The sequence below is a fragment of the Acidovorax sp. 99 genome (genome assembly GCF_003096455.1).
Classification (GTDB): Bacteria; Pseudomonadota; Gammaproteobacteria; order Burkholderiales; family Burkholderiaceae_C; genus Acidovorax; species Acidovorax delafieldii.
Map to the genome: position 1 here is coordinate 1,672,501 of NZ_QEKU01000001.1, position 25,192 is coordinate 1,697,692.

Genomic DNA, 25,192 nt, shown 5'->3' on the forward strand with positions numbered 1-25,192 from the left:
CGGCGTGCGCCTCGGGGCCCATGCACATTGCAGCGGTGATGGCACTGAAGTTGAGCGCGAACGCGCCAAAAGGCGCCAGCACCAGGGTGGCCAGACCCGTGAGCGTGATGAGCCGCGAAATGGGCAGGTCGTAGCCCGACGCACGGATGACCGCCACACCGGGCAGGTTTTGCGAGGCCATAGTCACCACAAACAAAGGAATCGCCAGGCTGATGGCGGCAGCCACGCTGAACTGGGGCGCGGTGAAAACCGGCAGGGCCAACTCCAGCTGCACCGCCGACCAGGCCATCTGCCCCCGGGAGGCCACAAACACCACGGCCGCTGCGAGGGTGATGACCACCGCATACCGCGCAGCCAGACGGCGGCTCACCAGATAGACCATCAACATCAGCAGCACCAAGGGCAACGCCGTCTGGGCAGCCGCAAACGCCTGCAGGCCAAAGCGGGCCAGCACGACGGCCAGCAGGGCAGCGGCGATTTCCATGGGGATGCGGTTCATCACACGCTCGAACCAGCCGGTGACGCCCGCCAGGGTGATGAGCAACGCGCTGATCATGAAGGCGCCGATGGCCTCGCCCATGCTGAAACCGCCCGCCAACCCCGCAGTGGCCAGCACGGCGGCGCCCGGTGTGGACCAAGCCACCATGACGGGCTGGCGCAAGATCAGCGAGGGCACCAGCGAACACAGGCCCATGCCCAGACCCAGCGCCCACATCCAGGACGTGATCTGCGCGGGTGTGGCCCCAAATGCCAGGGCGGCCTGGAAGACGATGGCCACCGAGCTGGTAAAGCCCACCAGCACCGCCACGAAGCCCGCCACCGCTGTGGAAAGGCTCAGGTCTTTGAAAAATTGCATGGGCGCGATTCTGGCACCGCGCGCCCATGGAGCTCAGGCAGGCCGTCAGCCCGCCCCAACAGCTACAGTATTGATAGCATCTTAGACAATAAGCACTGGCGCTACAAGGCAAAAACAGTGCAAAACCAGCCCAAGGCACCCGTCCCAGGCCAGGGGGAGCCCTCTCAGCCCGTCAGATCTCGATCTTGGAGCCCAGCTCGACCACCGCGTTATTGGGCAGGTGCAAGAAGTCAGCCGCGCCACTGGCGTTGTGGTGCATTTGGGCAAACAGCTTTTCGCGCCAAGGCGCCATGCCGCTGCCGATGGTGGGGATGACGGTGTCCCGCGACAGGAAATAGCTGGTGGTCATGGACTCCAGCTCGCAGCCACGCCCACGCAGCAGCTCCAGCGCGCGGGGCAGGTCGGGGTCGTTCTTGAAGCCGTAATGCACCACCACCTGCCAGCAGTCGTGCCCCAGCGATTCGACTTGCAGCCGCTTGTCCAAACCAATCCAGGGCGTCTCGTGGTTGTGCACGGTGACAAACAGGTTTTGCTGGTGCAGCACCTTGTTGTGCTTGAGGTTGTGCAGCAGGGCATTGGGCACCGCGCCGGTTTCGGCCGTCAGGAAGACGGCTGTGCCATCCACCCGCGTGGGCGGACTGATGAAGATCGACTCCAGAAAGTCCTTGAGGTCGATGGCGTCGGCACGCAGCTTGTCATTGAGCAGGCGGCGCCCTTCCTTCCAGGTCATCATGAGCGAGAACACGATGCCGCCGATCATCAGCGGGAACCAGCCACCCTGGAACAGCTTGAGCAGGTTGGAGGCGAAGAACGCCAGGTCCACCACAAAGAAGCAGCCAGTGGCCGCAATGCACAGCGCCAGCGGATACCGCCAGCCGTAGCGGATCACGAAGAAGGTCAACGTGGTGGTGATCAGCATGTCCAGCGTCACCGCAATGCCATACGCCGCAGCCAGATTGCTCGACGAGCGGAACATCACCACCGCCAGCACGATGGCCACGAACAGCCCCCAGTTGACCAGCGGCATATAGATCTGGCCCGTGTCGCGCACGCTGGTGTGCTGGATGTTCAAGCGCGGCAGGTAGCCCAGCTGGATGACCTGCTTGGTCACGCTGAATGCGCCGGTGATCAACGCCTGCGAGGCAATCACGGTGGCCATGGTGGCCAGAATCACCAAAGGCACCAGCGCCCAGTCGGGGGCCATCAGATAGAACGGGTTCTTGACGGCCTCGGGCTCGGCCAGCAGCAGCGCGCCCTGGCCGAAATAATTGAGGGTGAGCGCGGGCATGGCCACACCAAACCAGGCCATGCGGATCGGGCGCTTGCCGAAGTGGCCCAGGTCGGCATACAAGGCCTCGGCGCCCGTCACGCACAGCACCACCGCGCCCAGAATGATGAAACTGGTGCCCGGGTTGGCCCACATGAAGCCCAACGCGTGGTGCGGACTCAGCGCCCACAAGATCTCCGGGTGCCCCACGATGTGCGACACGCCCAGCAGCGCGATGGTGACAAACCACACCAGCGTGATAGGACCAAAAAACTTGCCAATGCCGCCCGTGCCGCGCTTTTGCACGGCAAACAGGCAAAACAGCACCACCAGCGTGATCGGGATCACGTAGTGCTTGAAGTGCTCGGACACCACTTCCAGCCCCTCCACCGCCGACAGCACCGAGATGGCCGGGGTGATGACGCCATCGCCGTAAAACAGCGAGGTGCCAAAAATGCCCACGGCCAGCAACACGCTGCGCAACTGGGGCTTGTCTTTGACGGCCTGGGAGGCCAAGGCCAGCATGGCGATGAGGCCCCCCTCACCGTGGTTGTCGGCACGCAGCACCAGCACCACGTACTTCAGGGAGACGATGACCGTGAGGGTCCAGAAAAAGATGGAGAGGATGCCGTAGATGTTTGCGGGCGTGAACGGCACATGACCGGACCCGAACACCTCCTTGACGGCATACAGCACGCTGGTGCCGATATCGCCATACACAACACCGATGGCGCCCAGCGTGAGCGCTGCGAGCGATGACTTGGAGCTTTGCACTGACCACCCCCGCGCACTGGGCCTGACGGGGTTCCGTTACTTTTGGGAACGCTATTGTGCGCCTGAGCCAGATCAAGCGTTTGGAGGCGAAACCCCATGTTGCAACGCAGCAACTTGCCCTTGGCAACCGGGCGCGGGCGTGGCATGCGGGGCCACTGCCCTGCCCCGCAGGCCCGCTGCGCAGGTTCGCCGGGAGGGTGCTGGCGCTGAAACCCGGTGTCCCCAAGACCCGCATGGGGCCCCAAAGACTCTGGTTTTCAGTCGTACACCTCGGCGTCGGGGTTGGTGGCCTCCAGCTCATAGCTGGCCGCCAGCATCGCCAGCCGGGCCACCACGCCGTACATATAGAAGCGGTTGGGTGCGCTCACGCCCGGACGCACGCCAGGCTGGGGCATGTGGGTGCTGTGCTCAAAGGCCAGGGGCACAAAGCTCGCGCCGGGGGCGTTGAGGTTTTCGTCCACACCGCGCTCGGCGTGCATGCGGTAGAAGCCGCCCACCACGTAGCGGTCCATCATGTAGACCACGGGCTCGGCCACGGCGTCGTTGACGCGCTCCTGAGTCAGCACGCCTTCCTGGATGATGACCTCGCTCACCGGCTGGCCGTCCTTGATCACGGCCATCTTGTTGCGCGTCTTGCGGTTGACGGCGTCCAGCTCCTTGGCGTCGCGCACGGTCATGATGCCCATGCCGTAGGTGCCGTTGTTGGCCTTGACGATCACGAAGGGCTTTTCGTTGATGCCGTATTCCTTGTACTTGCGGCGCACCTTGGTCAGCAGCGCATCCACACTGGTCTGCAGCTGGTCCATGCCCGTGCCCTCGGCAAAGTCCACCTCGCCGCACTGGCTGTACATGGGGTTGACCAGCCAGGGGTCGATGCCCAGCATCTTGCCAAAACGCTTGGCCACCTCTTCGTAGTTCTTGAAGTGGGTGCTCTTCTTGCGCACGCTCCAGCCGGCGTGCAGCGGGGGCAGCAGGTACTGCTCGTGGATGTCTTCCAGAATGCCGGGGGCGCCTGCGGTCAGGTCGTTGTTCAGCAGGATGGTGCAGGGATCAAAGTCCTTGAGCCCCAGCCGGCGCTTGGTGCGCACCACGGGCTCCAGGGTCACGGTGTCGCCGTTGGGCAGCTCGATCAGCGTGGACTTCTTGATCTCGGGGCTGATGGAGCCCACCCGCACGTTCAGGCCCGCCATATTGAAGATGCGCTGCAGCTGCACCACGTTGGACAGGTAGAACGTGTTGCGCGTGTGGTTCTCCGGGATGATCAGCAGGTTGCGCGCTTCGGGGCAGATCTTCTCGATGGCGGCCATCGCAGCCTGCACGGCCAGGGGCAGCATCTCCTTGGTCAGGTTGTTCCAGCCGCCCGGGAACAGGTTGGTGTCAACCGGCGCCAGCTTGAAGCCTGCATTGCGGATGTCTACCGACGTGTAGAACGGCGGGGTGTGTTCCATCCACTCCAGCCGGAACCAGCGTTCGATGGCGGGCATCGAGTCGAGAATGCGCTGTTCGAGTTCGTTGATCGGCCCCGTGAGGGCCGTGATGAGATGCGGAACCATGGAAAGCCCTCGGGAAGCGATTGCGTGAATTGTAGGATGTGGGGTCAGGCCAGGTTTTCGCAAGTCACCCCCGGCGCAGCCACGGCCCTGCCCCCTACCGGCGCCAGAACGCCGGGGTGAGCAAGGCCATGAAGCTCAGAATCTCCAGCCGCCCCAGCAGCATGGCCAGGGTGCATACCCAGATCTGGAAATCGGTGAGCACCGCGTAGTTGGACGCGGGCCCCACGCTGCCCAGGCCCGGGCCCGCGCAGTTGACGCTGGCCAGCACCACCGAGAACGCCGTCACCGGGTCCAGGTCCGTCAGCAGCATGACCATACTCAGACCAAAGACCGTGCCGCCATAGACCAGCATGAAGGCCAGCACCGAGAAGATCACCCGGTTGTCCACTGCAGCGCCACCCAGTTGCACCGGCTGCACGGCGCGCGGGTGCACCAGACGGTTCATCTCGCGGCGCGCCTGCTTGACCAGAATGAGCATACGGACCATCTTGATGCCCCCGCCCGTCGAGCCCGCACTGGTGGCCACGCCCGACAGCAGCAGCATGAACACCGGCGCAAACACGGGCCATGCCAGGTAGTCCACCGTGGCGTAGCCGGTGGTGGTGGCCAGCGACACCAGGTTGAACATGCCATGGCGCAGCGCGTCCAGCGGCCCATACACGCCCTTGGCCCACAACAGCAGAGCCACCAGCAGACCGCCGCCAATCAACGTCACCAGCGTGGCCCGCAGCTCCGGGTCGCGCCAGAAGCCGCCCCACTGGCCCTTGCGAATGGCGACGAAGTACAGCGCAAAATTGCAGCTGGCCACCAGCATGAAGAAGATGCAGATCGCCTCCAGTAGCGGCGACTGGAAGTACCCAAAGCTCAGGTCGTGAGACGACAGCCCGCCCAGGCTCACGGTGGTGAACATGTGCATTAACGCATCCAGCGGCGCCATGCCCCCGGCCCAGTAGGCCAGGCCACACAGCACGGAGAACAGCGCATACACCCCCCAGAGCCCCTTGGCCGTGCCGGTCATGCGTGGCGTGAGCTTGGTGTCCTTCAGAGGCCCCGCCGCCTCGGCCTTGAACAGCTGGCTGCCCCCCACGCCCAGCAGCGGCAGCACGGCCACGGCCAAAATCAGGATGCCCATGCCACCCATCCACTGCAAAAAGGTGCGCCACACATTCACCGACACCGGCAACGCATCCAAGCCCGCAAGCACGGTGGAGCCCGTGGTCGTCAGCCCCGACACCGCCTCGAAGTAGGCGTGCGTGAACGACAGCGGGTGCCCGGTGTAGTGCCCGGCCAGCATCAGCGGCAGCGCGGCCGACAGGGGCAGCAGCATCCACACCAGCGACACCAGCATCACGCCGTGGCGCGGCTGCAGCTCTTGCCGGAACAGCCGCAACCGCCACCACAGCCACGCGCCCGCCAGCATCGTGGCGCCCATGGACAGCGGGTACACAAACCAGACGCCGTCGCGCGTCCACAGCGAGACTACCAGCGGCAGGCCCATGGACAGCGAGAAGATCATCACCAGAATGCCCAGCACGCGCAGAACGGGAAACATGTCCGTCATGGGGGTCTCGCGCAGCTCGGTGCCAGGTCAGAAAAAAGTCGCGCTCACGCGGAAGAGCTTTTCCACATCGCGCACCAGCCGCTTGTTGGGCAGGAAGAACACCACGTGGTCATTGCTCTCGATCACCGTGGCGCTGCGCGGGATGATGACCTCGGGCTCGCGCAGATCGGCAGCGGGTGCACCCGTGGTTTCCGACGCGTCAGGCAGACCGCGCACGATCAGGCCGATGTGCACATCGCGCGGCAGTTGCAGATCGCTGACCTTGCGGCCGACCACGCGCGAGCTCTTGCGGTCGCCGCGCGCCACGATCTCCAGCGCCTCGGCCACCCCACGGCGCAGGCTGTGCACGGCCTGCACGTCGCCCTGGCGCACATAGGCCAGCAGCTCGCCCAGCATGGCCTGCGCGGGCGACAGCGCGATATCGATCTGCGTGCCGTGCATCAGGTCGGCATAGCTGCGCCGGTTGATGAGGGCCAGCACGCGGCTCGCGCCCATGCGCTTGGCCAGCAGGCACGACATGATGTTGTCCTCGTCGTCGTCGGTGAGCGCGAGGAACAGGTCCACCTCCTCGATGCCTTCGTCACCCAGCAGGTCTTCGTCGGTGGTGTCGCCCTGCAGCACCAGCACCTCAGGCGGCAGGGCAGATGCCAGCTCCACGCAGCGGTCCGCATGGTCCTCGATGATCTTGATGTGAAAACGCCCGCCCGCCTGGCTGAGCTGCCGCGCCAGCCGCAGACCCAGCCGGCCGCCGCCCGCAATCATGATGCGGCGCACAGGCTGGAGCTGCTGGGATGCCGGGCGGTGCAGAGCGGCCAGCACGTTGGCGATGTGCTCGTGCGCGGCCAGCACGAACACCTCGTCCCCCGGCTCGACGCGCGTGCGGCCGTCGCAGGCGATGAATCGGTCAGGCTCGTCGGGGAAGCGCCGGTAGATGGCCACCATGCGCATCGCCAGCTCCGGCGCACTCTCGCGCAGCGCGCCGATGGAGTGCCCCACCATCGGAGCCCCCGCACGCGCCCGCACCGACACCAGGCATGCGCGGCCTCCGGCAAATTCGCGCACCTGCATGGCCTCGGGGTACTCGATGAGCTTGCCGATATAGCGGGTCAGCGATTCTTCGGGGCAGATGATGCGGTCCACCGCAAACCCCTCGGGACCCACCAGCCGCTCATGGGCCTCGAAGCCTGTGGACCGCACCCGCGCAATGCGCTTGGGGATGTTGAACAGCAGCTGCGCGATCTTGCAGCACACCAGGTTGGTCTCGTCCTGCGCGGCGCAGGCAATCAGCAGGTCGGTGTCCTCGGCCCCCGCCTCGGCCAGCACGGCAGGCTCGATGCCGTTGCCCACCACCCCGCGCAGATCAAACCGCGACTCCAGGTCGCGCAGGCGCGCGGCGTCGGTGTCGATGACGGTGATGTCGTTGCGCTCGGACACCAGGCTGTCTGCCACGCTCTGGCCCACGCGGCCGGCGCCGAGGATGATGATTTTCATATGAAATAGGCCGCAAGCGCTAGTCGAACATGCGCCAGCAGCTATCGTTTCAGGAGCAAATCAGGCCCGCACCTCACCTTCGCCCAACACCACGTACTTGAGCGAAGTGAGGCCTTCGATGCCCACCGGGCCCCGCGCATGGAACTTGTCGGTGCTGATGCCGATTTCGGCGCCCAGGCCGTACTCGAAACCGTCAGCAAACCGCGTGCTCGCGTTCACCATCACGCTGGCCGAATCCACCTCGCGCAGGAACTGCTGGGCGTGCATGTGGTCGCGCGTCAGGATGGCATCGGTGTGGTGGCTGCTGTAGCGGTTGATGTGGGCAATGGCTTCATCCACCCCCGCCACGATCTTCACGCTGATGATCGGGGCCAGGTATTCCTCGCTCCAGTCCTGCTCGGTGGCGGGCACCAGGTGGGCACCTGGCACCGACTGCAGGATGGCCAGCGACTCGGGGCAACCGCGCATCTCCACGCCCTTGGCGGCATACACCGCGCCGATCTGGGGCAAAAATGCTGCCGCCACGCCACGCGCCACCAGCAGGCCTTCGCTCGCGTTGCAGGGGCTGTACTTGTTGGTCTTGGCGTTGTCAGCCACCTTGACGGCCATGGCGATGTCGCAGGGGTCGTCCACATAGGTGTGGCAGTTGCCGTCCAGGTGCTTGATCACGGGCACCTTGGCATCGCGGCTGATGCGCTCAATCAGGCCCTTGCCGCCGCGCGGGATGATCACGTCCACAAACTGCGGCATGGCGATCAGCTGACCCACGGCCTCGCGGTCGGTGGTCTGCACCAGTTGCACCGCGTCTTGCGGCAAGCCGGCCTCGGCCAGCGCCTGCTGCACCAGCTTGGCCAGCGCCTTGTTCGAATCAATCGCCTCGGAGCCGCCACGCAAGATGCAGGCGTTGCCGCTCTTGATCGACAACGACGCGGCTTCGATGGTGACGTTGGGACGGCTCTCGTAAATCATGCCGAATACGCCAATCGGTACCCGCATCTGACCCACGCGAATGCCGCTGGGCTGCTGCTTCATGCCGAGGATCTCGCCAATGATGTCGGGCATGGCGGCCAGCTGTTCACAGCCCTCGGCGCAAGTCTCCAGCACCTTGGGGGTGAGCTTGAGCCGGTCCACCATCGGGCCCGCCAGCCCATTGGCCACGGCGCGCTCCAGGTCTTTAGCGTTGTCGATCTGGAGCTGGGCCACGTTCTCGCGCAGCAACCGGGCCAGCGCTTTGAGCGCTTTGTTTTTGATAGCTGCTGGCGCTTTGGCCATCAGCGCAGAGGCCGTTTTTGCCTGGAGACCGAGAGAGTGCGTGTATTCAGCGACGTTGAGGGCGTTCATCCGGCGATTTTGCCGCACTTGGTATCGGCCCGGTGGGCGCGGGCCCATGGCTGCTTTACCCTCGGGCCTATCTCCCACCATCGATCCGCCCGGCTACGCCATGACCGACACCGCCCACGCCCAGCTCACCACCTTCACCCAGGCCCTGCAAGCCTTTGAACGCGGCGACCACACCGCCGCCACCCTGAGCACCCTGGCCCGCCAGCAAACCACCCTGCTGGCCGCCCTGCCCCCGCGCTACAGCGATGTGCTGCTGAACCTGCTGGACCGGCTGGAATCGAGCGCGCTGTTTTCGGAAGAAAGCTGCTCGTTCAGCCAGAAGGATCTGGTGGCGAACCTGGCGATGTGGGCAGAAAAAGCACAGGGCACATTGAACGCCCGCTGACACGCCCAAGGGCCGAGCGCAGCGACGGCCCGAATGGCTGTTCGGCTCCCCCCTCCCCTCTGAATGCGCCGAGGAGCGCAGCGGCCAGCGGATCAGGGCTCGCGACTGTTTGAGCGCAGCGAGTTTGAGCGAGACCCCGCTGGACGCGAGCACCGCAGGTTGCCCGAAGCGAAGCGCAGGGACGCAGACAGTGGGGTCGCCTTTCTTTTGGGTACTTTTCTTTGGCGAAGCAAAGAAAAGTACCTCGCCCGCCGGGGCGACAACCCGGCTCCCGCATTGCGCACAGGCATGCCACCAAATCAGCGAGCAAGCCCCGACAACCACTCCTAATTTAATAGCTTCCAGTGCTTATCTCACAGGCACTAGAAGCCAAAAATAATCAAACCTCCGCCCGCCCCAACCACTTCTCCCGCGCTATATAAGCCCGCACCCCCAGCCCCATGAGCGGCTGCGGCGGCATCCGCGTCGGCCCACCCAAGGCCAAGGCATGCGCCAGCAACGGGTGGTCCTGCCCCAGCGCCAAATCCGCTGCCAGAGCCCCCAGGGCCGTGAACTTCACCACCCCCGCCCCATTGCACCCAGCCACCCCATGCACCTGCGGGGCCAGCCGCCCCCAGCGCGGTGCGCCATTGCGGGTGATGGCGATCGAGCCTTCCCAGAAATGCTCCAGCGCCACATCACCCAGTTGCGGAAAACGCGCCGCAAACACGGCCGCGTGCTCACGCCGCACCCGCTCGCGCACCGAAGGGCTGACGCGGAACTGCGGCGCATATTCAAAGCCCTGGCGCACCAGAATGCGGTGATCGTCCGTGTAGCGCAGCGTGGCCCCCGTGACGGCGCTGGCGGGCGTCACGCCCCAGCCCTCAGGCGCACCCAGGCGGCTGCGCTGCTCGGGCGTGAGCGGCGCGGTAAGCGAACCAAAGGTGACCAACGGAAACGTCTCCGCTCCCCAGGCGCTGCCGAACAGCCCCAGCTGCTGCGCAAAACCATTGGCCGCCAGCAACAGTTGCGGCGCACGCACACGGCCCTGCGGGGTATGCGCCACCACCTTGCTGCCTGACAGGTCCAGCCGCTGCACCGGCGTTTGCTCGTACAGGGTGACGTTGGCAGGCAGCGCATCGGCCAGGCCCCGGCACAGCGCGGCGGGGTTGAGCAACACGGTGCCCGGCGTGTAGAGCCCGGCGGCAAAGTAGCGGGTGCCCAGGCGTGCGGCCAGGGCGTTGCGGTCCAGCAGCTCGTGCGGCGCACCCAGGGCGCGCAGCTCATCCACATGGTGCTGCAGCGTGCGCTCGGCGGCGGGCGAGACGGCGCAGTGGTACTTGCCTGCGCGGCGCCATTGGCACTCGATGCGGTGCTGCGCCACCAGCAGCTCCAAGTCGTTCATGCCTGCCGTGAGCAGCGCCTGGTAGTGCGCGGCCTGGCGCAGTTCTTCGAGCGAGCTGCCGATGTTGTGCGGCACATCAATAGCAAAGCCCGAGTTGCGGCCCGATGCGTTGTTGCCCACGGTGCCTGCGTCCACCACCACGATGTGGGCGTGGGGGCGCAGCTCGGCCAGGCGGCGCGCGGCGGCCAGGCCCGCAAAGCCCGCGCCCAGCACCAGCCAATCGGCCTGCACATCGCCCTGCAGCGCAGGGCGCGGCGTGCGCGGGGGCAGGATGGCGGACCAGCCGTTGGTGGCGTCGTCGTTGGGCAGGCGCAAAGGCGGGGAGGCAGCAGCGGCCGCCATCACCGTGCCGCGCTGGTCAGGCGGCACAGCTGCAAGGCCAGGCGCTGCAGGGCCTGCCAGCCGTCTTGCGGCCAGTCGGGCTGCTTGAGGCCTTTGACAATGCCATCCACCGTGTGGGCCGACTGCAGCAGGCGCGCCAGGGCGGCGTCGCTGGCCTTGGGCAGGATGCGTTCAAACAGCCGCTCCTTGGGGCCCCAGATGCGGTTCTCGCGAAGCGCCATGGGCAAGGGGCGGCCGGCGTTCATCGCGTCTTTCACGCGCTTGAGGGCGCGGATGTCTTCGGCCAGCGCCCAGTGCACCAGCACTTCGGCCTCGCCCTCGGCCTGCAGGCCATCGAGCATGCGTTGCACGCGGGCCGTCTGCCCGGCGAGCACCGATTCGGACAACTTGAACACGTCGTAGCGCGCCACGTTGAGCACGGCGGCTTCGACCTGGGATTGCGTCAATTCACCCGCCGGGTGCAGCAGCGCGAGCTTTTGAATTTCCTGGTGCGCGGCCAGCAGGTTGCCCTCCACGCGGTCAGCAAAGAACTGCAGGGTGCGCTGGCCTTCTTCGCCCGCCACCACGCGCTGGCCTTGCTGGGCCAGTCGCTGGGCAATCCACTGCGGCAGCTGGCCGCGCTCGATGGGGTCGATCTGGATCGAGGTGCCATTGCCCTCCAGTGCAGCAAACCAAGCGCCGGTCTTGGTGGCTTTATCGAGGCGCGGCAGCATGACCATGGTGAGGGTGCTGTCGTTGCCCCGGGCCGATTCGGCGATCTGCTGCAGCGCCACGCTGCCATCCTTGCCGGGCTTGCCCGAGGGGATGCGGATCTCGACGATCTGCTTGTCGGCAAACAGGCTGAGTGACCCGCCGGCCGCCAGCACCGCACTCCAGTCAAAGTGGGCGCCCGCCACGGTGTAGCTGCTGCGTTCGGTGTAGCCCTGGGCGCGGGCCGTGGCGCGGATGGCGTCGGCCGCCTCCTGCTGCAGCAAGGGCTCGTCGCCATGCAGGACGTACAGCGGCGACAGGCCCCGTTGAAGATGCTGAGAGAGTTGGGCCAAGGCGACTTGCATGCGGCAAAGTTTATCGCCTGGGCAGACCCGGCATTGCGCAAATTGCCAGCGGATGCCCTCACAGTGCACAAGGGAGGCCACGAACCGATCAGCTGCAGCGCTGTTCATTGGCGCCCAAAGCCCGGAGAATTCCCCCGGGCGCCCGCGCCCTTCCCCCTCACTGCCATATCCCAGAAAGTCAGATTGCCATGCCCCCCACCGCCCTGCGCAGCGCCCAGCCCACCAGCCTGATCGGCGCCCCTACCGACATCGGCGCAGGTGCACGTGGCGCCTCCATGGGGCCCGAGGCCTTGCGTGTGGCCGGCCTGCAGGCGGCGCTGGAGTCCCACGGGCTGCAGGTGTTTGACCGGGGCAACCTGAGTGGCCCCGCCAACCCGTGGCAGCCACCCGTAGACGGCTACCGCCACCTGCCCGAGGTGGTGGAATGGAACCAGCGCGTGTTCGACGCCGTGTATGCAGAACTGCAGCTGGGCCACCTGCCCATCCTGCTGGGTGGCGACCACTGCCTGGGCCTGGGCAGCATCAGCGCCGTGGCCCGCCATTGCGCGGAGGTGGGCAAAAAACTGCGGGTGCTGTGGCTCGATGCCCATGCCGACTTCAACACCAGTGCACTGACCCCCAGCGGCAATGTGCATGGCATGCCCGTGGCCTGCCTGTGCGGGTTTGGCCCCGAGGCGCTGACCGGGCTGGCCCGCACGCCGGGTGGTGGCCCGGCTCTGCACCCGTCGCAGATCCGGCAGATCGGCATCCGCAGCGTGGACGCGGGCGAAAAGCGCTTTGTGCACGAGCAGGGCCTGGAGGTGTTCGACATGCGCTACATCGACGAGGTGGGCATGCGCCAGACGATGCAGCAGGCGCTGGCCGGATTGGATGCACACACCCACCTGCATGTGAGCTTTGATGTGGACTTTCTGGACCCCGACATTGCCCCCGGGGTGGGCACCACGGTTCCCGGTGGCCCCACTTACCGCGAGGCGCAGTTGTGCATGGAGATGATTGCCGACAGCGGGCGCCTGGCATCTCTGGACATTGTGGAACTGAACCCCGCGCTGGATGTACGCAACCGCACGGCCGTGCTGGCGGTGGACCTGGTGGAGTCGCTGTTTGGCAAGAGCACGCTCATGCGCGTGCCCTCGCACGGCCAGGGGCCGACGCTGAGCGCCTGAGCGCCTGAGCGCCTGAGCGCGCACATTCTTAGAGCAGCTCCCAAACCTCAGCGAAGCGGCCATGGCTGGGCGTTTCGCCGCAGGCAGCACGACTAGTAAGACTAGTACGACTAGGCGAGACAACAACGCCAGGGGAGTTCTGTGAACTGCTCTTAGCGCTTGGCTGCTGCGAGCCGGCGCATGAGCTGCTGCACCAGGTCGGTCCGCATGTCGCGGTAGAGCAGCGCCTCTTCGGCCTCCTTGGCCAGCGCAATGGTTTCGTTGTAGCTGATGTCGCGCTGCTGCAGCAGCTCGGTGTCCGGAATCAGCTCCACGCCGGTGGGCGTGCGCAGGCGGAACTTGATACGCAAGCGCAGCTGCAGCTCGCGCACCTGTCCCGACGCATTGAGGCCCACCACCACACGCTCCTGCTGCTCCTGCAGCAGATCGAAGATGGCCTCTGCCGTCGGCATGCTGGCCGGGTCGCGCAGCAGCTTGAGCTGGCTGCCCGATCCGTCGAGTGTGCGCTGCAGCTCACGCGCCAGCGGCGAGCTGGCAGGGGCCGCGATGTAGAGCGAGCCAAACCCGAACTCCGGCACGCCACGCAGCCGGAATCCGCAGGCAGACAACAGGGCCACCGGGGCCAGACTGAGCAGTGTGCGTTTGTTCATGGGGTCAGACCACCACGTTCACCAGACGACCTGGCACCACAATCACGCGTTTCGGATGAGCGCCTGCGGCCTGGGCCACAAAGGCCTCGCTGGCCAGCGCAATGCGCTCGATCTCGGCCTTGTCGGCCTGGGCGGGCACATGGATGGATCCGCGCAGCTTGCCGTTGACCTGCAGCATGAGTTCGATCTCGTCCTGCACCAGGGCGCCGGCATCCACCTGCGGCCAGGGCGCATCGAGCAGGTCGCCCAACGCACCGGCGTAGCCCAGGCCCGTCCACAGGCTGTGGGCGATGTGGGGCGTGGCGGGGTAGAGGCAGCGCAGCAGGATGCCAAAGCCTTCGATCAGCGCCACCTGGGCACCGGCCGAGTCCATGGCCTTGAAATCTTCGAGCGCGTTGATCATCTTCATCGCGCCGGAGACCACGGTGTTGTACTGCATGCGCTGGTAGTCGTAGTCCACCTGCTTGAGCACGTTGTGAATCTCCAGGCGCAGGGCCTTGGCCTCCTTGCCAAACTGCACGTCCTGCAGGCTGCTGGCACCGGCCACGCTGGCCATGGCAGCGTCCCGGTCGATGGCCGAGAGCTTGAGGCCGAAGTTCCACACGCGGCGCAGGAAGCGGTAGCTGCCTTCCACCGCAGCGTCGTTCCACTCCAGAGTGGCTTCGGGCGGCGCGGTGAACATGGTGTACAGGCGGGCCGTGTCGGCGCCGTACTTCTCGATCAGGTCCTGCGGATCCACGCCGTTGTTCTTGGACTTGGACATGGTGCCCACGCCCTCGTAGTCGATGGGCGTGCCCACGGGCAACATGCCGTCGCCGCTGGTGGCTTCGTTCTTGAGCTTCGCACCGATGATCTTGCCGCCTTCATCGAGCACATGCTCCACGTCGTGCGGCCAGAAGTAGTCCTTGCCGCCCTTGGCGGTGCGGCGGCTGTAGATGTGGTTGAGCACCATGCCTTGTGTGAGCAGCTTGGTAAAAGGCTCATCGACCTTGACCAGGCCCAGGTCGCGCATGACCTTGGTCCAGAAGCGGGCGTACAGCAGGTGCAGGATGGCGTGTTCGATACCACCGATGTACTGGTCCATCGGCATCCAGTAGTCGGCACCACCGGCCACCATGGCGTCCGCATTCTTGGGGTCGCAGTACCGCATGAAGTACCACGAGCTGTCCACGAACGTGTCCATGGTGTCCGTCTCGCGGCGGGCAGCCTTGCCACACACGGGGCAGGTCACGCCCGCGTGGAAGCCTTCGTGCCTGTGCAGCGGGTTGCCCGAGCCGTCGGGGATGCAGTCTTGCGGCAGCACCACGGGCAGGTCTTTTTCGGGCACGGGCACGGCACCGTGCTCGTCGCAGTGGATGATCGGGATCGGCGTGCCCCAGTAGCGCTGGCGGCTCACGCCCCAGTCGCGCAGGCGCCAGGTGGTCTTCTTCTCGCCCAGGCCCTTTTGCTCCAGCGCATGGGCCACGGCGTTCACGGCTTCCTTGTACGACAGGCCGCTGAAGCTGTCGGAGTTGATGGTGACGCCGCGCTGCTTGTCGCCATACCAGTCGTTCCACTGGTGGTAGTCAAAGTGCTCGCCATCGACCAGCACAACCTGCTTGATCTCGATGCCGTACTTCAGGGCGAACGCGAAGTCGCGCTCATCATGGGCAGGCACGCCCATCACGGCGCCGTCGCCATAGCCCATCAGCACGTAGTTGCCGACCCAGACCTCGACCTTTTCGTCGGTGAGCGGGTGCGTGACGAACAGGCCCGTGGGCACGCCCTTTTTCTCTTGCGTGGCCAGCTCGGCCTCGGTGGTGCCGCCGCTCTTGCACTCTTCGATGAAGGCTTGGAGCGCAGGGTTGGTTTTGGCGGCATGTGCGGCCAGCGGGTGCTCGGGCGCCACGGCGCAGAAGGTCACGCCCATGATGGTGTCGGCGCGCGTGGTGAACACGTACATCTTGCCGTCGCCGATCAGCGCACCGTCGTCGCCCGCGATGTCGTGCGTGAACGCAAAGCGCACGCCCTCGCTCTTGCCGATCCAGTTCTCCTGCATCAGCTTCACGCGCTCGGGCCAGCCGGGCAGCTTGTCGCCCGTCACAAAACCCAGCAGCTCTTCAGCGTAGTCGGTGATCTTGAGGTAGTAGCCAGGGATCTCACGCTTCTCGACCGTGGCACCGGTTCGCCAGCCCTTGCCGTCGATCACCTGCTCGTTGGCCAGCACGGTCTGGTCCACCGGGTCCCAGTTCACGACCTGGGTCTTGCGGTAGGCAATGCCCTTTTCGAGCATTTTCAGGAACAACCACTGGTTCCACTTGTAGTATTCGGGGTCGCAGGTGGCCACCTCGCGGCTCCAGTCGATGGCCAGGCCCATGGCCTGCATCTGCTTTTTCATGTACGCGATGTTTTCGTACGTCCACTTGGCCGGTGGCACGCCGTTCTTCAGCGCCGCGTTTTCGGCGGGCAGGCCGAACGCGTCCCAGCCCATGGGCATCAAGACGTTGTGGCCGTTCATGCGCAGGTAGCGCGTGAGCATGTCGTTGATGGTGTAGTTGCGCACGTGGCCCATGTGCAGCTTGCCGCTAGGGTAGGGCAGCATGGAGCAGGCGTAGAACTTCTTCTTGCTCGTGTCTTCCGTCACGCGGTAGGCGTCGGTAGCGGTCCAGTGGTCGTGCGCCGCGCGTTCGACGTCTTGGGGAGAGTATTTGTCTTGCATGGGGGCTCGGGGGTGAGAGAAGAGTGCAGCCGCAGGGCCGCGCTGCAGGGATTTTAGGCGGTCAGGGGCTGGCGCTGGCGGCCCAGCCGTCCAGGTGCGTCAGCGGGACGGAGCGGGGGACGCAGGCGACACCGCGTTCGCCGCAGGTTCGGCCACAAATCCGATGCGCTGCAGCCCGGCCAGGTGGGCCGCGCCCATGACTTCGACCACGCGGCCGTAGGGCACGGCAGCGTCGGCGCGCAGTTGCACCTCGGTGTCGGGGCGCTCGGCGCCAATGCGGCGCAGGCGCTCGGCCAGCGCAGTCTGCGAAAGGGGTTGGTCATCCAAAAACGCCTGGCCCGAAGCGTCGACCACCAGCGTGACGAATTGCGGGGCCGCGCCGGGCGTGGCGCCTTCGGTGCGCGGCAGGTCCAGCCGGATGGAGCTGGCCAGCAGCGGCGCCGTGAGGATGAAGATCACCACCAGCACCAGCATCACGTCCACCAGCGGCGTCATGTTGATGTCGCTCATGGGCTGCGGCCCGGTGGTGCGTTCGAGTCTTCCGAAGGCCATGGCGCGGTCAAGCTTTCTGGAGCTCAGGGCCGAGGATCGGCGGGGGCAGAGGTGTCGATGACCAGCTCTCGCAGATCGCGCGCAAACCCTTCCAGGTCCGCCTCAATGCGCCCGAGCAGGCGGCCAAACACGTTGTAAGCCAGCACGGCAGGGATCGCCACGGCCAGCCCGGCCGCCGTCATGACCAGGGCCTCGCCCACGGGACCGGAGACGCGGTCAATGGTGATCTGCCCCGCGCCTGCCATGGCCGTGAGCGCATGGTAGATGCCCCAAACCGTGCCCAGCAACCCTACGAAGGGCGCCGTGGAACCCACCGTGGCCAGCAGCACCTGGCCAAACTGCAGGCGCCCCAGCACATCGTGCAGGGCATCGCGCAGCACCCGCGTGAGCCGCTGTGACAGGCTGCCGGCTGTAGCTAGCGTGGGCGGGGAAACGTTGTCGTGATTTGCTATTGAATTTGCAGCAACCACCAAAGGAAGCACTAGCGCATCCCGGTCAAAAGACTGCAAACGCTGCTGCGCCAGGGCCAGCGAGGGCGCCTGCCAGAACGCGGCCGTGCAGCGGGCCACGTCGGCACTGGCGCGGCGCATGAGCCGCAGCTTCCACACAATGACCACCCAGCTTGCCACCGACATGGCCAGCAAGACCAGTGCCGCACTTTGCGTCACGGCATCGCCCTGGCGCCACCAGTGGAGCGCGTCCATGGGAGTCGGCGGATCAGTGCAAGCCCAGCACGTCGAACATGTCGAACATGCCAGTCTTGTGGGCCGCCAGGAAACGCACGGCGCGCAAGGCGCCCTGCGCATACGTGGCGCGGCTGGAGGACTTGTGCGTGATCTCGATGCGCTCGCCGATGCCGGCAAACAGCACGGTGTGGTCACCCACGATGTCGCCGCCCCGGATGGCCGCAAAGCCGATGCTGGAAGGGTCGCGCTCGCCCGTCACACCCTCGCGGGCGTACACGGCGCAGTCCTTGAGGTCGCGGCCCAGGGCCTCGGCAATCACCTCGCCCATCTTGAGCGCGGTGCCCGAGGGCGCATCGACCTTGTGGCGGTGGTGGGCTTCGATGATTTCGATGTCGTACCCCGTGGCCATGGCCTTGGCAGCCATTTGCAGCAGCTTGAGCGTGACGTTCACGCCCACGCTCATGTTGGGCGAGAACATGATGGCGGTGCGCTGTGCGTAGGCGTCGAGTTCGGCCTTTTGCGCATCGGTGAAGCCGGTGGTGCCGATGACGGCCTTCACGCCCAGCCGGCTGCACACGGCCAGGTGGGCCAGCGTGCCTTCGGGGCGGGTGAAGTCGATGAGCACCTCGGCGTTCTTGAGGCCTGCCGCCACATCGGCCGTGATGGCCACGCCGCTGGCGTAGCCCAGAAAGGCGGTGGCGTCCGAGCCAACGGCGGGGCTGGCTGCCACGTCCAGCGCACCAGCCAGCACGCAGTCGTCGCTGGCGCGGATGGCCTCGATCAGCATGCGGCCCATGCGGCCCGAAGCCCCGGCGACGGCTACACGGAGGGGGGATGCCGCGGGAGCCGCAGGCGAAGAAGTCGCGGTCATGAAAAGGTCCTGTTCATTGATAGGGCAGCCAGCGCACCGGGCTCACTGCCAGGGCCGCAAGGTTCAGCGCGCGGGCGCTTCGAGCGGCGGGTAACTGGTGGCGGCAGGCAACGCCGGCGGTGTGGCCGCTGCTGGCGCGGGGCGCTCCTTGACCGGGTACTTGGCCAGTTGCTCCGGCGTGGCTTCCAACGCCGGCACCTTGCCCTTGGCACCATCGCGCGCACCCAGCGTGGCGACGAACTCGGTCTCGGTTGGCATTTCATCGCCTTCGGAGCGCTCCAGGGCATCGCCCTTGAAGAACACGGTCAGCTTGCGGGTCTGAATCTCTTCGCCAGGGCGTTTGAGCGTGAACACGTACTCCCAGCGGTCCGCATGGAACAGGCTGGTGACCAGCGGCGTCCCGAGAATCTCACGCACCTGCTGGCGGCTCATGCCAGGCTGCAGGGCTTCGACCTGCTCGCGGGACACGAAATTGCCCTGCACCACGTCCACCCGGTAGGGCTTGACGATGTTGGCGATGCGGCTGCTGGCGCCATCCAGACTGCCGCAACCGGTCAGGGCGGCCATGCTGGCACCGATCAACACAACCAGGCCCAGACGGGCGCTGTAACGGGCTTGGACGGGCATGGGTAAAAGGCCAAAGGATATGATCGTCCCATTGTAGCGGCAGCCCCTCCGGACCCTGAGCCGGTTGCCCGCCCCCGAAAGAGCCAGCCATGACCAATATCGACGAACTCAAAAGCACGGGACTCAAGGCCACACTGCCCCGACTGAAGATTCTGGAGATTTTCCAGAAGGGTGCGCAGCGCCACATGACGGCCGAAGACGTGTTCCGCGTGCTGCTGGAAGAGCGCTCGGACATCGGCCTGGCCACCGTGTACCGGGTGCTCACACAATTCGAGCAGGCCGGCATCCTGATCCGCAGCAATTTCGAGAGCGGCAAGGCGGTGTACGAGCTCAACGAAGGGCAACACCACGACCACTTCATCTGCACTTCGTGTGGCAAGGTGGAAGAGTTTTACGACCCCGAGATCGAAAAGCGGCAGCATGCGGTGGCCAAGGCCAAGGGCTGGCTGGTGCAGGACCACACCATGGCGCTGTACGGGCAGTGCGCCGACTGCGCTAAGAAATGACTCCCCCCTGAGCCACCTTCGGCGTCTTCCCCCAAGGCGGACGCTTCCGGCGCGGCGGCCCTTGCGCGGGAGCCCTGGTATGGGCCGCGCCAGTTTCGATGGCCTGAGCGCGACTAGCCGCCCGTATCGCGCTCCATGGCGCGGCGATGGCGTTCGACAAACTCTTGGTAGGTGTCGATGCCGCGCAGTTGCAGGATGGTGTTGCGCACGGCGGCCTCGACCAGCACGGCGATGTTGCGGCCGGCGACCACCTGGATCACGACCTTGAGCACCGGCACGCCCAACACGTCCTGCGTGAGCGGCTCGTAGGGCAGACGCTCGTAGTCACGCTCCAGCGTCTCCTTGCGCACCAGGTGCACGATGAGCTTGAGGCGCATCTTGCGGCGCACCGCCGTCTCGCCAAAGATGGCGCGGATATCGAGCAGGCCGATGCCGCGCACTTCCAGCAGGTTTTGCAGCAGCTCGGGGCACTTGCCTTCGATGGTGGTCTGGTTGATTCGGAACAAATCCACGGCATCGTCGGCCACCAGGCCGTTGCCGCGCGAGATCAGCTCCAGACCCAGCTCGCTCTTGCCCAGGCCAGACTCGCCGGTAATCATCACGCCCAGGCCCAGAATATCCATGAACACGCCATGCATGGTGGTGCGATCGGCGAAGTGCTTGGACAGGTAGGCGCGCAGCACGTCGATGACAAACGCCGACGACTCGTGCGTGGAAAACATCGGAATCTGCGCGCGCTCGCACATCGACACCAGCGCGTCGGGTGCGGTCTGGTTGTCGGCCAGCACCAGCACGGGAGGTTCCAGCGTCACTATACGGGCGATGCGGCGCTTGCAATCGTCAGGGGAGGCGTTGCTCAGGTACGCAATCTCGCGCTCGCCGAGGATCTGGACCCGGTACGGATGGATGTAGTTGAGATAGCCGACCAAATCGGCGCCAGAACGTGCGGAGCGCACGGCCACTTCGTCAAAACGGCGCTCGGACGCTCCGAGACCTGCCACCCACTCCCACTTCAGGGGGCCGCGAAATTCCTCGAAAAGAACGTCGGCGCTGACAACATTGGGCTTCACGGCAGGTCAGTCAGGGTGATCAGCGCAGGCGGCGGCGAAAGCACTCAGGCCGTTTGGGTGGATTGCCAGCCCGCGATCATGCCGTGCAGTTCGGCAGCATCAGCGCAGGCCTTGAGCTTTTCGCGCAAGGCAGAGTCGCTGAGCAACTCGGCAATCTCGGAGAGGATTTCCAGGTGTTTTTGCGTGGCCGCCTCGGGCACCAGCAAAAAGATCAGCAGACCCACCGGCAACTCGTCCGGCGCATCGAACCCAATGGGATTGAGCAACTGAAACACGGCCGCCATCGGGGCCTTGAGGCCTTTGATGCGCCCATGGGGAATGGCAACGCCATGACCGAGCCCGGTGGAGCCCAGGCGTTCGCGGGCAAACAGACTGTCGGTGATCAGCGCCCGGGAGAGGCCGTGCTGGCTCTCGAACAGCAGACCCGCTTCTTCAAAAGCACGCTTCTTGCTGGTGGCGTCCACGCTCACAAGCACTTGAGCGGAGGGCAGGATGGAGGCGAGTCGGTTCATGGTCAAGGGTAACAATTATGCACATATTGGCGAAAACCCTGAGCGCGGCGCGTCAGGCAACAAAAAAACCGCCCGAGAGGGGCGGCTGCTGTGCCAGGCTCAGGGCTGGCGCATCAAGCGTGCAGTTCGCGCTTGGCGGCTTCGTGGTGGTGATCTTGCAAACGGTCCTTGTGGCGGACCACCTGACGGTCCATCTTATCGACCAGTTCGTCCACAGCCGCATACAGGTCGGCGTGGGAGCTTTCGGCAAACAGGTCGCTACCCTTGACGTGGATGTTGCATTCCGCTCGCTGTCTCTTTTCCTTTTCCTTTTGCTTCTCTACCGTCAGCAGTACCTTGACATCGACAACTTGGTCAAAATGGCGGGTGATCCGGTCCAGCTTGGTGGTGACGTAGTTGCGCAAGGCGGGAGTAACTTCGAGGTGGTGACCGCTGATCGTCAAGTTCATAAATAAGTCTCCTGTGGCTCTCGGTGGAAAAACGCCGTCCTGGATCAGAGGAGCGGCTCGGCGAACTTGGATGCATCTGTTGTTGACGTCGTGGGTTCACTATGCCCCTGCCCTCCCTGAAATGCAATCCCATACCGCCGCAGGCCGCTGGGTTATGCCCGGCAAGGTGCCAAGCACCCGAAAAGCGCGCACAATAGGCGGATTGAAGGGACTGGCCAAAGTGCAGCGCAAGCTCCTCCCTTGTCACCGTGCCGACGGCGTCGCGCCATGCAGCGTGAGGCGCCCCACCACCAGCATCGACAGCATGCTGGCGCCGATGCCCACCAGCGCAGCCACCCAGTAGTTCTGTACCAGCCCCTGCGCATCACGGCTGATCAGCACCCCTCCCACAAAAGACGCAACACCCATCGCCGCCGATTGCACGGAGGCGTTCAGCGTCATGAAGGTCCCCCGCAAAGGCGCATGCGCCGCAGAGGCAATGATGGCCATGCCGGGAATCATGCGGCCACTGACAAAAGTGAACATCAGCGTGGACACCATCAACACGCCCCACAGCGGCAACCCCTGCACCAGCGTGATACCCAGGATGCAGGGAAGGCCTGCGAGGGCCAGCCACCGGAAGGTGGGCACCTTGCCATGCCGGTCTGTCATGCGCCCGAACAGGCGTGCCGTGAACAAGGTCACCACCCCGCCACACAAGTACACCAGCGGCACCTGATCGGCGCGCACACCCGCATTGGTCTGCATGTAAATGGTGATGTAGGGAATCACCGTAAAACCTGTAAACATCAGCAACGCCGAGAACAGAAATGCCCACCGGTGGTTGCCATCCGCCAGCACCTGGGTGATACCGCTCAGCACAGACCGCCCGTTGGCAGCCTGGACGTGGCCCGCCATGGTCGGTAGCGTGCGGGCCGCCTGCACGGCCAGCACTCCCACCATGGCGGCAATGCCAATGAACGGCAGGTTCCAGCCCCCGTACTGCGCGAGGATCAGCCCCAGGGGCACGCCAGCCACCGTGGACACGGAAAACGACGTCATCACGATGCCCATGGCACGCCCGCGCCGCTCAAAGGGCACCACGTCCGCCACGATGGTCTGCGACAAGGCCGACAGCACGCCGCCAAAAGTCCCCGCGAGAATGCGTGCCACCATCAGCGTGCCGTACGTGGGCGCGAGGCCACACGCCAGCGTCGCCAGCCCAAACAGGCCATAGAGCACCAGCAGAAGCCGCTTGCGACCGAAGCGATCGATGTAAGTCGAAGCCAGCAGGCCTGACGCCCCCGCCGACAGCGTGTAGGCAGACACCAGCAAACCAAACTGCGCGTCGGTGATCGCAAACAGCTGCGTGAGCTGCGGGCCCAGCGGCATCATGATCATGAAATCCAGGATGTGGGTGAACTGGATGCCTGCCAGCGTCAGCAGCAGCCACAGTTCGCGGCGGGGGGAAAGCTCAGGCGTAGAGGAAGACACAGCAGACGGCCGCAGGGGCCCAGGCAGGTTCAGGGCCGCCCAGTGTGCCGCATGCCTGCCCGGAACACACCCTTCTCGGCGCATTCCCCGCGGAAACCGCCGCCCTTCAGAGCGGCGCGTAAAATCCACTGGTTGCGCCCAGGCCTCCCCTGCCGCGCCCCCTTTCCCCCACGTTCTTCGGACTGCCCGCAGCGGACACCCACCGCCCACACCGACACCATGACCCAGCCCAGCTCCACCGCCCTGCACACTTCGGCCCTGACTTCGCTGCCCCTGCTGGCACGCGGCAAGGTGCGTGACAACTACGCCGTGGGCGACGACCGCATCCTGATGGTGGCCAGCGACCGCCTGTCGGCCTTCGACGTCATCATGGGCGAGCCTATCCCCGGCAAGGGCGAGCTGCTCACCCAAATGGCCCTGTTCTGGTTCGACAAGCTCGGCCACATCTGCCCCAACCACCTCACAGGCGACGCACCCGAGAGCGTGGTGAGCCCCGAGGAAGCCCCTCAAATCCGTGGCCGCTCGATGCTGGTGAAGCGCCTCAAGCCCATCCCGGTCGAAGCCGTGGTGCGCGGCTACCTGGCTGGCAGCGGCTGGAAGGAATACCAGGAATCGCGCTCGGTCTGCGGCGTGCCCCTGCCCGACGGCCTGACCAACGCCGCCAAGCTGCCCGAACCCATCTACACGCCCGCCGCCAAGGCCGCCATGGGCGAGCACGATGAGAACATCACCTTCAAGCGCACGGTGGAGATGATTGGCCTGGACCTGGCCACCCGCATCCGCGATCTGAGCATTGCCATCTACAAGGCCGCGGCCGACATCGCGCTCACCAAGGGCATGATCATTGCCGACACGAAATTCGAGTTTGGCCTGGCCCCTGACGGCACGCTGGTGCTGATGGACGAGGTGCTGACCCCCGACAGCTCCCGCTACTGGCCAGTGGAGGGCTACGCTGAAGCCCTGGCCAAGGGCGAGAACCCCCCCAGCTACGACAAGCAGTTTGTGCGTGACTGGCTGGAGCAGGCCCAGGTCAACGGCAAGCCCTGGGACAAGACCCCCCCATCGCCCCGCCTGCCCCAGGCGGTGATTGAAAAGACGGCGGCAAAGTACCGTGAGGCCCTGGAGCGGCTGACATCGGCATAAATCTGCTGTGGGAGTGGCACCCGCCAAAAGCCCCTTTGAAGCCTAGCTCGGCGGCGTTTCGACGGCTTCAAAACGCAGCAATTGCTCGCCTTCGGCCCCCCGTAGCAAGAGCTGCGTGCCGACCTGGCGAAAGCCCCGCACCGCCAGCAGCGCCTCAAAATACTGGGTCTCTAGCCCACTGCTTTGCAGGCACAAGCTGATGTTGGACACGAGCTGCCCCATACGTAGGTGTCCGCTCTGAGGTTGCCACTCATAGTCAGCGAGAAAGCGGTTGCAGCCGCCCGAGCCTGCCACCCGCGGCTCATCTGCCTGGAAAACCAGATGGGGCACCGTCACACCATCGGCAGGGCGGGATAGGGCCTCCCCAGCCATTTCGACGAGCCGCCAATGGGTCAGCAGCAGGGGCACGGACGCCTCCACAGTGGCAGCTAGCGGCAGCAGCCGCTGCATTTGAACATCAACATGGCGGTAGGCCGCGTCCTGCGGCACGGGGTAGCGCCTGTCGCTGGCCAGAAGCAATCGCCCCTCCAAGGTGACGGTGGTTCGCACCTCATAACGCCCCTTGGGCACAAACCCCGCAGAGGGGTAGGGAATCCACAGCGCGTAAGGGGGCTGACCTGCAGGTTGGCGGCGCTGGCGCCCCAAAACGACGGGCGGCTGGTCTGGCTGGGTCACATCCAGCAAAGTGGCCTCAAAAACAGCCTCGGGCGGCAGCATGACACGCTCTCGCGAAAGCGCCACCCCCGTAACCACGGCGTCTGGAGCAGGGGGACGCGTCAC

Annotated in this window: 23 protein-coding genes (1 of these 23 cut by a window edge); 4 read left to right on the forward strand and 19 right to left on the reverse strand. The window is 65.4% G+C overall.

Going from position 1 to position 25,192, the window contains the following annotated elements:
- From C8C95_RS07870 to C8C95_RS07895, 6 genes are all read right to left on the reverse strand, one after another.
- A protein-coding gene (locus C8C95_RS07870) for a benzoate/H(+) symporter BenE family transporter (RefSeq protein ID WP_116748196.1) crosses the window boundary here: on the reverse strand, nt 1–856 show its 5' portion. 332 nt of this gene lie to the left of the window's left edge; only the first 856 of its 1,188 coding nucleotides appear in the window; the start codon lies at nt 854–856; its stop codon lies beyond the left edge, outside the window.
- A 172-nt stretch (nt 857–1,028) separates the two neighbouring features.
- Nucleotides 1,029–2,897 carry a potassium transporter Kup gene (locus C8C95_RS07875; RefSeq protein WP_116748197.1) on the reverse strand — a complete coding sequence of 623 codons (1,869 nt, stop codon included), beginning with the start codon at nt 2,895–2,897 and terminating at the stop codon, nt 1,029–1,031.
- 257 nt (nt 2,898–3,154) lie between these two features.
- Nucleotides 3,155–4,450, reverse strand: coding sequence for a glutamate--cysteine ligase (gene gshA, locus C8C95_RS07880; protein ID WP_015016114.1), 1,296 nt, complete (start codon nt 4,448–4,450; stop codon nt 3,155–3,157).
- 94 nt (nt 4,451–4,544) lie between these two features.
- Complete coding sequence (locus C8C95_RS07885; protein WP_116748198.1) at nt 4,545–6,011, reverse strand: potassium transporter TrkG; 1,467 nt, start codon at nt 6,009–6,011, stop codon at nt 4,545–4,547.
- Nucleotides 6,012–6,038: 27 nt separating this feature from the next.
- Nucleotides 6,039–7,502 carry a Trk system potassium transporter TrkA gene (gene trkA, locus C8C95_RS07890; RefSeq protein WP_116748199.1) on the reverse strand — a complete coding sequence of 488 codons (1,464 nt, stop codon included), beginning with the start codon at nt 7,500–7,502 and terminating at the stop codon, nt 6,039–6,041.
- A 60-nt stretch (nt 7,503–7,562) separates the two neighbouring features.
- Nucleotides 7,563–8,843 (reverse strand): glutamate-5-semialdehyde dehydrogenase, encoded by a 1,281-nt coding sequence (locus C8C95_RS07895; RefSeq protein ID WP_116748200.1) that lies wholly within the window; start codon nt 8,841–8,843, stop codon nt 7,563–7,565.
- Nucleotides 8,844–8,889: 46 nt separating this feature from the next.
- On the opposite strand from C8C95_RS07895, the gene C8C95_RS07900 reads away from it, so the two are divergent.
- On the forward strand, nt 8,890–9,228 hold the full coding sequence (locus C8C95_RS07900) for a hypothetical protein (protein ID WP_116748201.1): 339 nt from the start codon (nt 8,890–8,892) through the stop codon (nt 9,226–9,228).
- Between the two features lie 379 nt (nt 9,229–9,607).
- Here C8C95_RS07900 and C8C95_RS07910 read toward each other — a convergent pair whose 3' ends face one another.
- Together C8C95_RS07910 and holA are read right to left on the reverse strand one after the other, a co-directional pair.
- Nucleotides 9,608–10,981, reverse strand: coding sequence for an FAD-binding oxidoreductase (locus C8C95_RS07910; protein ID WP_243415651.1), 1,374 nt, complete (start codon nt 10,979–10,981; stop codon nt 9,608–9,610).
- Nucleotides 10,954–12,009, reverse strand: a complete 1,056-nt coding sequence (holA, locus tag C8C95_RS07915; RefSeq protein ID WP_116748203.1) for a DNA polymerase III subunit delta — start codon at nt 12,007–12,009, stop codon at nt 10,954–10,956. Before holA ends, C8C95_RS07910 begins: the two co-directional genes overlap by 28 nt.
- Before the next feature lie 188 nt (nt 12,010–12,197).
- On the opposite strand from holA, the gene rocF reads away from it, so the two are divergent.
- A complete protein-coding gene (gene rocF, locus C8C95_RS07920; protein ID WP_116748204.1) occupies nt 12,198–13,175 on the forward strand; it encodes an arginase in 978 nt (325 codons plus the stop codon).
- Between the two features lie 152 nt (nt 13,176–13,327).
- Here rocF and lptE read toward each other — a convergent pair whose 3' ends face one another.
- From lptE to C8C95_RS07950, 6 genes are all read right to left on the reverse strand, one after another.
- Nucleotides 13,328–13,825, reverse strand: coding sequence for an LPS assembly lipoprotein LptE (lptE, locus tag C8C95_RS07925; protein ID WP_056068079.1), 498 nt, complete (start codon nt 13,823–13,825; stop codon nt 13,328–13,330).
- A 4-nt stretch (nt 13,826–13,829) separates the two neighbouring features.
- A complete protein-coding gene (gene leuS / locus C8C95_RS07930; RefSeq protein WP_116748205.1) occupies nt 13,830–16,523 on the reverse strand; it encodes a leucine--tRNA ligase in 2,694 nt (897 codons plus the stop codon).
- A gap of 99 nt (nt 16,524–16,622) precedes the next feature.
- Nucleotides 16,623–17,075 carry a biopolymer transporter ExbD gene (locus C8C95_RS07935; RefSeq protein ID WP_116748206.1) on the reverse strand — a complete coding sequence of 151 codons (453 nt, stop codon included), beginning with the start codon at nt 17,073–17,075 and terminating at the stop codon, nt 16,623–16,625.
- A gap of 23 nt (nt 17,076–17,098) precedes the next feature.
- Entirely contained in the window at nt 17,099–17,779 is a 681-nt protein-coding gene (locus tag C8C95_RS07940; protein WP_116748207.1) for a MotA/TolQ/ExbB proton channel family protein, read from the reverse strand.
- A gap of 13 nt (nt 17,780–17,792) precedes the next feature.
- The gene (gene dapB, locus C8C95_RS07945) at nt 17,793–18,632 is read right to left on the reverse strand and encodes a 4-hydroxy-tetrahydrodipicolinate reductase (protein WP_116748208.1); all 840 of its coding nucleotides are present in this window, start codon (nt 18,630–18,632) and stop codon (nt 17,793–17,795) included.
- 63 nt (nt 18,633–18,695) lie between these two features.
- A complete protein-coding gene (locus C8C95_RS07950; RefSeq protein ID WP_056068072.1) occupies nt 18,696–19,259 on the reverse strand; it encodes an outer membrane protein assembly factor BamE in 564 nt (187 codons plus the stop codon).
- Between the two features lie 89 nt (nt 19,260–19,348).
- On the opposite strand from C8C95_RS07950, the gene fur reads away from it, so the two are divergent.
- Nucleotides 19,349–19,765 (forward strand): ferric iron uptake transcriptional regulator, encoded by a 417-nt coding sequence (fur, locus tag C8C95_RS07955; RefSeq protein WP_056068069.1) that lies wholly within the window; start codon nt 19,349–19,351, stop codon nt 19,763–19,765.
- Between the two features lie 113 nt (nt 19,766–19,878).
- Here fur and hprK read toward each other — a convergent pair whose 3' ends face one another.
- From hprK to C8C95_RS07975, 4 genes are all read right to left on the reverse strand, one after another.
- On the reverse strand, nt 19,879–20,835 hold the full coding sequence (gene hprK / locus C8C95_RS07960) for an HPr(Ser) kinase/phosphatase (RefSeq protein WP_056068067.1): 957 nt from the start codon (nt 20,833–20,835) through the stop codon (nt 19,879–19,881).
- 44 nt (nt 20,836–20,879) lie between these two features.
- Nucleotides 20,880–21,347, reverse strand: a complete 468-nt coding sequence (locus C8C95_RS07965; protein ID WP_056068066.1) for a PTS sugar transporter subunit IIA — start codon at nt 21,345–21,347, stop codon at nt 20,880–20,882.
- A 113-nt stretch (nt 21,348–21,460) separates the two neighbouring features.
- Nucleotides 21,461–21,796, reverse strand: coding sequence for a ribosome-associated translation inhibitor RaiA (gene raiA / locus C8C95_RS07970; RefSeq protein WP_015016131.1), 336 nt, complete (start codon nt 21,794–21,796; stop codon nt 21,461–21,463).
- Nucleotides 21,797–22,039: 243 nt separating this feature from the next.
- Nucleotides 22,040–23,269 carry an MFS transporter gene (locus tag C8C95_RS07975; protein ID WP_116748209.1) on the reverse strand — a complete coding sequence of 410 codons (1,230 nt, stop codon included), beginning with the start codon at nt 23,267–23,269 and terminating at the stop codon, nt 22,040–22,042.
- A gap of 219 nt (nt 23,270–23,488) precedes the next feature.
- On the opposite strand from C8C95_RS07975, the gene C8C95_RS07980 reads away from it, so the two are divergent.
- Nucleotides 23,489–24,412, forward strand: coding sequence for a phosphoribosylaminoimidazolesuccinocarboxamide synthase (locus tag C8C95_RS07980; protein WP_116748210.1), 924 nt, complete (start codon nt 23,489–23,491; stop codon nt 24,410–24,412).
- Between the two features lie 42 nt (nt 24,413–24,454).
- Here C8C95_RS07980 and C8C95_RS07985 read toward each other — a convergent pair whose 3' ends face one another.
- On the reverse strand, nt 24,455–25,129 hold the full coding sequence (locus C8C95_RS07985) for an META domain-containing protein (protein WP_116748211.1): 675 nt from the start codon (nt 25,127–25,129) through the stop codon (nt 24,455–24,457).
- Between the last annotated feature and the right edge of the window lie 63 nt (nt 25,130–25,192).

Coding starts and splice junctions, on each gene's coding strand:
- raiA (WP_015016131.1), bottom strand. CDS start 21,796: ATGAACTTGACGATCAGCGGTCACCACCTCGAAGTTACTCCCGCCTTG.
- trkA (WP_116748199.1), bottom strand. CDS start 7,502: ATGAAAATCATCATCCTCGGCGCCGGCCGCGTGGGCCAGAGCGTGGCA.
- C8C95_RS07985 (WP_116748211.1), bottom strand. CDS start 25,129: ATGCTGCCGCCCGAGGCTGTTTTTGAGGCCACTTTGCTGGATGTGACC.
- dapB (WP_116748208.1), bottom strand. CDS start 18,632: ATGACCGCGACTTCTTCGCCTGCGGCTCCCGCGGCATCCCCCCTCCGT.
- gshA (WP_015016114.1), bottom strand. CDS start 4,450: ATGGTTCCGCATCTCATCACGGCCCTCACGGGGCCGATCAACGAACTC.
- C8C95_RS07980 (WP_116748210.1), top strand. CDS start 23,489: ATGACCCAGCCCAGCTCCACCGCCCTGCACACTTCGGCCCTGACTTCG.
- C8C95_RS07885 (WP_116748198.1), bottom strand. CDS start 6,011: ATGACGGACATGTTTCCCGTTCTGCGCGTGCTGGGCATTCTGGTGATG.
- C8C95_RS07940 (WP_116748207.1), bottom strand. CDS start 17,779: ATGGACGCGCTCCACTGGTGGCGCCAGGGCGATGCCGTGACGCAAAGT.
- C8C95_RS07950 (WP_056068072.1), bottom strand. CDS start 19,259: ATGCCCGTCCAAGCCCGTTACAGCGCCCGTCTGGGCCTGGTTGTGTTG.
- leuS (WP_116748205.1), bottom strand. CDS start 16,523: ATGCAAGACAAATACTCTCCCCAAGACGTCGAACGCGCGGCGCACGAC.
- rocF (WP_116748204.1), top strand. CDS start 12,198: ATGCCCCCCACCGCCCTGCGCAGCGCCCAGCCCACCAGCCTGATCGGC.
- C8C95_RS07900 (WP_116748201.1), top strand. CDS start 8,890: ATGGCTGCTTTACCCTCGGGCCTATCTCCCACCATCGATCCGCCCGGC.
- lptE (WP_056068079.1), bottom strand. CDS start 13,825: ATGAACAAACGCACACTGCTCAGTCTGGCCCCGGTGGCCCTGTTGTCT.
- holA (WP_116748203.1), bottom strand. CDS start 12,009: ATGCAAGTCGCCTTGGCCCAACTCTCTCAGCATCTTCAACGGGGCCTG.
- C8C95_RS07895 (WP_116748200.1), bottom strand. CDS start 8,843: ATGAACGCCCTCAACGTCGCTGAATACACGCACTCTCTCGGTCTCCAG.
- C8C95_RS07935 (WP_116748206.1), bottom strand. CDS start 17,075: ATGGCCTTCGGAAGACTCGAACGCACCACCGGGCCGCAGCCCATGAGC.
- fur (WP_056068069.1), top strand. CDS start 19,349: ATGACCAATATCGACGAACTCAAAAGCACGGGACTCAAGGCCACACTG.
- C8C95_RS07965 (WP_056068066.1), bottom strand. CDS start 21,347: ATGAACCGACTCGCCTCCATCCTGCCCTCCGCTCAAGTGCTTGTGAGC.